The sequence below is a fragment of the Deltaproteobacteria bacterium CG11_big_fil_rev_8_21_14_0_20_42_23 genome (assembly GCA_002796345.1).
Classification (GTDB): Bacteria; UBA10199; UBA10199; order 2-02-FULL-44-16; family 2-02-FULL-44-16; genus 1-14-0-20-42-23.
Window position 1 is genome coordinate 1 of sequence record PCXC01000001.1, and the last position, 6,507, is coordinate 6,507.

At 44.0% G+C, this 6,507-nt stretch carries 5 protein-coding genes; 3 read left to right on the forward strand and 2 right to left on the reverse strand.

Features of this window, described 5'->3' with window-relative positions; all coding sequences use genetic code 11:
• Nucleotides 1-46 precede the first annotated feature (46 nt).
• Complete coding sequence (locus COV43_00005) at nt 47-652, forward strand: TIGR01777 family protein (GenBank protein ID PIR26940.1); 606 nt, start codon at nt 47-49, stop codon at nt 650-652.
• Nucleotides 653-846: 194 nt separating this feature from the next.
• Here COV43_00005 and COV43_00010 read toward each other — a convergent pair whose 3' ends face one another.
• On the reverse strand, nt 847-2,130 hold the full coding sequence (locus tag COV43_00010; GenBank protein PIR26941.1) for a serine--tRNA ligase: 1,284 nt from the start codon (nt 2,128-2,130) through the stop codon (nt 847-849).
• Nucleotides 2,131-2,141: 11 nt separating this feature from the next.
• Nucleotides 2,142-3,131 carry a thioredoxin gene (locus COV43_00015; protein ID PIR26942.1) on the reverse strand — a complete coding sequence of 330 codons (990 nt, stop codon included), beginning with the start codon at nt 3,129-3,131 and terminating at the stop codon, nt 2,142-2,144.
• A gap of 231 nt (nt 3,132-3,362) precedes the next feature.
• Between COV43_00015 and COV43_00020 the strand changes: the two genes are divergently transcribed.
• Together COV43_00020 and COV43_00025 are read left to right on the forward strand one after the other, a co-directional pair.
• The gene (locus COV43_00020) at nt 3,363-3,965 is read left to right on the forward strand and encodes a hypothetical protein (protein ID PIR26943.1); all 603 of its coding nucleotides are present in this window, start codon (nt 3,363-3,365) and stop codon (nt 3,963-3,965) included.
• Nucleotides 3,966-4,126: 161 nt separating this feature from the next.
• Nucleotides 4,127-6,283, forward strand: coding sequence for a hypothetical protein (locus COV43_00025; GenBank protein ID PIR26944.1), 2,157 nt, complete (start codon nt 4,127-4,129; stop codon nt 6,281-6,283).
• Nucleotides 6,284-6,507: the final 224 nt, after the last annotated feature.

Consider the following 6,507-nt stretch of genomic DNA (forward strand, 5'->3'; position numbering starts at 1 on the left):
TGATTTTTGTTGAGCCTCCGAAAAAACACACCGCTCAAGGTCCGCTATCTTGAAAAAATGGGTTTTTCAGGGGGAACTACTTATCTCTGCTTCGGCCGTTGGATTTTATGGTGACAGAAATGATGAAACTCTTGATGAAAATGCGGCAGTAGGCGATCTTTTTCTTTCAGAAGTCGTGAAAAAATGGGAAGAAGCTACTGAGAAAGAAAAAAATGCAGAAATTCGAGTGGTCAATGCTAGAATGGGCATCGTGCTTTCACCAAAAGGCGGAGCCCTTTCGCTGATGCTTCCTGTGTTTCGATTGGGTTTGGGAGGAAGACTGGGAAACGGAGAACAGTTTATAAGTTGGATTGCTCTTTCCGATGTGCTTCGAGCATATCATTTTGGAGTAGAGCATGAAGAGGTGCAAGGGCCGGTTAATTTTTGCGCACCATTTCCGGAAAAAAATAAAAATTTTACAAAAATTTTGGCAAAAAAATTAAATCGCCCAGCTTTTTTTCATGTTCCATCCTTTTTAATAAAACTTTTCATAAGACAACAGGGAAAAGAATTACTGCTGGCATCCGCAAAAGTATTTCCGAAAAAATTGGAAAAAGCAGGATTTTTGTTTGAAAATCAAAAACTTCAGCAAGCTTTTGATACACTTCTCTAATTTTTTCCTGTTTTTATTTCCAAATTTCCTGTCATCTTGGGAATTTCGTAGAGACGCATTGCAATGCGTCTCTACAATTGTTCGCATTACTACAGGCAAAATGAGAATTGCCAGAGGAGATCCCGCATCCAGTGCGGGATGACAGAGAGTTGATTGAATGACACGGGACCGATTTAATCAGCGATCAAATAAAACTATCGACTGATGTTGGTGATTCCACCCATGAAAGGTTGAAGTACTTTGGGAATGAGGATACTTCCGTCTGCTTGTTGGTGGTTTTCAAGTAAGCCGATCAACGCGCGGCTGATGGCGATGGCGGTGCCGTTCAACATGTGAACGAATTCAGTTTTTTTGCTGCCTTCGGGGCGATAGCGAATTTTCAAACGGCGAGATTGGTAGTCGGTGCAGTTGGAAGTGGAAGTGACTTCTCCCCATTCACCTTTTTCTCCGCGGCCAGGCATCCAGGCTTCTAAATCAAACTTGCGATAAGCAGGTCCACCTAAATCACCGGTGCAAATATCCAAAACACGATATGGAATTTCCAAAGCCTGAAAAATTTCTTCTTCCAACGCCAAAAATTCATCATGGATTTTTTCAGATTCAGTTTGGCTGCAGAAGGCAAACATTTCAATTTTGGTAAACTGATGGACGCGGTAAAGGCCTTTGGATTCTTTGCCAGCTGCACCAGCTTCAGTGCGGAAGCAATGTGAAACGCCCACATAACGCAGGGGCAAGTTTGCTTCTTCTAAAATTTTGTCTGAAAGATAACCGCCCAAAGTGATTTCGGCTGTTCCAATGAGGCAGAGGTCTGTGTTGGCAATAGAGTAGACTTGGGTTTCTTCACCACGAGGATTGAAGCCAATGCCTTCCAAAATGCTTTCGCGAGCTAAATCGGGAGTGATAAAAGGCGTGAAGCCTTTTTTATGAAGAAGCTGAAGGGCAAATTGAATGAGGGCAAACTCAAGCAGTGCCGCTTCGTTTTTGAGGTAGTAAAATTTTTGTCCACTGACTTTTGCGCCAGCTTCGAAATCGATGAGGTCTAATTTTTCGCCAAGTTGCACATGGTCTAAAGGCTTGAGCGAAAACTGTGGAATTTTTCCCACCGTGCGAAGTTCTTTGCTTTCAAATTCCGTTTTTCCGCGCGGTGAATCTGGGTGAGTCATGTTGGGAATGGCGCGAGCAAGTTCGAAGAGTTTGGCTTCGATGTCTTGAAACTGTTCGTTCAAGTCTTTTTCTTGCTGCTTGAGGTCTTTTCCTCTTGCAACAAACTGAGCGCGTTTTTCTGCTTCCAGTTTGGTTTTCATGGCGCCAGCAATCACATTTTGCTCTTGGCGAATGCCCTCTAAAGATTGCATGATGGCACGACGCTGAGCGTCCTGCTGAAGAAAAAGGTCGAAGTTGATGTGGCGAACATTTCTCTCGAGGCAGTTTTGCTTCACGGCTTCAATGTTTTCACGGATAAACTTCAAATCGAGCATACAACGATCCTTTATTTCCCTTTGTTGAGCTCTTCTTCAATAATCTGTTTGAAGTTTTGGTAAGGCTGAGCCCCAGAAAGCATAATTCCATTGATGAAGAAGGCTGGTGTGCCGTTAACTCCAGCTTTGATGCCTTCTTGCTGTTCATCTTGAACTTGTTTTGCATATTTTCCGCTGTCGAGGCAAGTGTTGAAATTTTCAGTATCGAGCTCGAGGCGTTTGGCATATTCTTTTAAGTTATCCACTTTCAAATTGGCGCGGTTGTTAAACAGTATTTTGTTGCACTCGAAATATTTGCCTTGTTCATCCGCGCAGTGGCAAGCTTCATGCGCTTTTGGTGCATCTTTGTGCATATAAAGAGGGAAATCTTTGAAGACGTAGTGAATCTTGTCTTTATATTCATCCAAAAGTTTCCAAATGGTTGGTCTTACTTGTTGGCAGTAAGGGCATTGGTAGTCAGACCATTCCACAATTGTGATGGGCGCATCTTTTGGCCCAAGCGATGGCGAGTTGCCCACATCAATTTTCACGCGGGGAGTTTCTAGGTTTGAGCTTACTTGAGTAGTGTCTTTCAAGCTTTGAATATGCGCGCGAAGGAGTTGAGATTTTTGGTTTTCAACCACATACTGCTGGATGTTGCTTTTCATTTCTTCAAAGGCCGGCATGTTGGGTTGCTTGCGGCTATTGTAAAGAGAAAGCAGCTCTTCTTCAGTTGGCATTTTTACTTTTGCGTCAACTTCTTCGGCAAGATAAGCATCTACCGTTTTGCCAGCTTTTTTTGCCGCCATTTCGAGGAGTTTTTTGTTGATGAGGTCGTTTAAAACGCCTTTGCGGATTTGGTAGGTTTTAAGTTCAACTTCTTGAAGTTCGCTTTTGGCAGCTTCATCCAGTTCATTGAGGCTGATGCTGATATCACCCACTTTTGCTACGGTAGGATTACTTCCAGTTCCGCAAGCAGTAAGGGCAAAAACAAGCATAAGAGATAAAAAAAACGTTTTCATAAGGTATTCCTTCCGATTTGTGGTGATTCCAGCGAAAAATTATGGAAAGGGAGAATAAACGAAGCGCTACGCCGATGCAAACCTTTTTCACTCCTTCAAGAAAAGCTTCAAAAAACCCGCAACTTTTTTGAGAGGTGTTCGATAAGCCTGTAGATGCCTGAAGCGTTTTGCTTTGGGGATGATGAAAAAATATAGGAGAAAGTGATGATATCACCAGTAAATCCAGCAAGCATGTTTGCGAACCGTCTTTTGGCGGTGGGAATTCTTCCAAATTTTGACGGTACTGGTGGACAAGTGACAGCCGAGTGTTTTCGGCCCTCGTTGGTAACTCATCTCAATTATCTAAATGCTCTAACAACAGGTGCGGATCGTATATCTGGTCCCCGCTTGTTTCAGAAGTCTGTTGTTGAGGGAAATTCTATGGACGCTTCCAGTCTTTGCCCCAGGACTGTTGAAAGATCATGGGTTGTTTACTTAAATGCTGTGGAAGAGGGAGAAGAAAATGTTGCAGCGGTGTTTGATGGTTATGTTGAAAGTTTGATTAGGTATTTAGAAGGCGCCGATGCTGAAAACCTTGTTGTTCAGGCAGATCATCGATGGACTGGCGATGCTGCAGCGCTTCGTTTTCAACATCAGATTGATACGCGATCTAAGGATTTTTCAGGAATAGATTTTCAAGACATTCCAGCACACAGTTTAGAAGCTGCTCTCACTCAATTTCCAAAGCTCTTTGTGTTTGCTAATCTGCAACGTGCCAATTTGAAAGCTGCCGATCTATTTAGTGCTGATCTGACAGGTGCTAACACAGAAGGCGCCATTGGTTTAAATCTCTAAAACAGAACAATGCTTTCAGGGTGAAGCTGTGCAGTGAGTGGTGTTGCCTCATTTTTAGGCAGCTTCCCAAAAAGTGCCTGGCACTTTCTGGGAAGTGTGCCATGTTTTTCTTCCAAAAAACCACGCAACTTTTTCACGGAAGTGCCGATAAATAAAGAGCTATGCGGGGAGACTCTCAACAACTAAAAAAACGTGTGATTTTGGGCTTTTTTGCCCTTTTTCTTCTTTTTGGGCAGAATGCGGCTTTGGCCCAGAATGCTCGCCTTGATACCTTTTTGCAGGAAAAGCTCTCCCATCGCCAGTTTGCCGCTGTTAGGGCTCAGAAGCTCGCTTCTGAACGTGCGACAAAATCTTCTCAAATGCCAGCCGAAAAGTCTTTGCTGGTTTTCATCAAAACCACTGACCTCGAAGCTAGCACCGAAGGCGTTACTGATGCTGGCGGTGTAGTTCGTGTGACTATTGGCGACAGCTTGTTTACGGCTGAAGTGAGCCTTTCGGCCTTGGCCAGCCTTTCGGAACGCGATGAGATTGTCTACATCGAGGCGGGCAGCAACATGAACTCCTTCGATATTGTCGCCAACGCCGAAATCAATGCCGAGCAAGTGCAGACGGGAAATGTGCTGAAGACGCCTTTCACCGGAACAGGCGTGATTGTTGGTGTTGTGGATACCGGTATTGATTTCCACCACGAAGACTTCAACGATGATCTAGGGAACACGCGCATCATTTCCATTTGGGATCAACGTGCCGCTGGAGGAAACACGCCGCGCGAGTTAGTGCGTTCCTACGGCAGAGAATGTTTGGCCGATGAAATTGAACGTGATGCGTGTCCACTGATTGATGATGTTGGCCATGGAACGCACGTTGCGGGAATTGCCGCTGCAAACAGTGATGAGTATAATGGCGTGGCTCCCGATGCCAATATTGTGATGGTGCGTTTCAATGCTCAAAAAGAACAAAGTAATGGATACGCCACTCCGCTTTATTCCACCAATATTTGTGAAGCTATTTCCTATATTTTTGCAAAAGCAGATGCCTTGGGCAAGCCGGCGGTGGTGAATTTAAGCCTTGGCTCGCATTTGGGGGCACACGATGGCTCATCACTTTTTGAACAGTGCATCGATAGCTTGGTGGCGGATAAACCGGGAAGGGCTGTGGTGGCTGCAGCTGGGAATGAACACCCAACTCAAACTGGTGACACTGGAATTCATACACGTTTGAACTTGAATAATAATGCGCTGGCTTCAAATTTTCATATTTCAAAAAAAGTGAATGATCAGTTTTATTATATTGATGCCTGGGCCACAACAGGTTCTGATTTTACGCTGCGCTTGGCCTTGCACAACGGAAGCTTGAGCAGCACTTCGTTGCAAGAAGTAACAGAAGAAATTCGCATTGGTGAAAAACGCGAAGGAAGTTTTGATAACGGTCGCATTCGCTTCCAAGTGAACGCCAGCCAACTGGTGCATCCGTTGAATCAAAAAGTTCATATCGGCATTAGCCTCTATCTTTCCGAACAGATTACAGATTTCAATCAATACAGTTTCGATCTCATTGCAAAAGGTCATGGCCAGATTGACGCGTGGCTTTATCCCGATGCTCCTGCAGATTCGATAAGCTTTACAAATAAAAATGGAAAAGTGGGAAATGTTGATTGGACCTACGTTTCCGGTGATAAACAAATGAGTATTGCCATTCCAGCAACCGCGAAAAACGTGATTGCAGTTGGAGCTTATTCCAGCAGAACGAATTGGATTACCAGATCCAATGAAAAGAAAGCTATTCGCGAAACGTTTGGCAGCATTCTTTCGTTTTCAAGCAGAGGTCCATCGGCAAATGAATCTGAAATTGGAATGAAGCCAGAGATTACTGCACCTGGCGCAATGATTGCTTCGGCACTTTCCAAAGATGCAAACATTGATGAAGTGTTTATCACTGAAGATGGAAAACATTCGCTTCAAGCGGGAACCAGCATGGCAGCGCCATTTGTGAGCGGTGCTATTGCTTTATTGTTCGAGGCAAATCCAGAATTGAGTTTTCAAGATGTAGAAGAAGCCATTGTCAAATCTGCTTATCAAGATGAAGAAGTGGGAGCAGTTCCCAACGCAACGTGGGGATATGGAAAACTTGATGTGCTTAAAGCAGTTGAGATTGCATCAAACATCACTCCTTCGCAAAACGGCATTGTGCCTTTATCTGATGGCAGCAATGGATCGTGTTCACTTGTAACAAACACGCCTCAAACTATTTTTCCTTCGTTACTTTTCATTTCACTTTTTGTTCCGTTGATTGTTGTGAGAAAATCTTTTTCAGTGTGATCTCTTCTTTGTCATCCTCGCGCTTGCCTGCCTTTGGCAGGAAGCTAGCAATTCTTTGTCATCCTGAACAAAGTGAAGGATCTCCTCTAACAATTGAACGAGGAGATTGCCACAGTCGCTACGCTCCTTCGCAATGACAGAGAATTGTGGATTGTATCTTGAAGTGAAGTTGAATTTGGAAGAGAAAGAAAAGAGAGGAAGTGATGGCGTAAAGTGGATAGGTC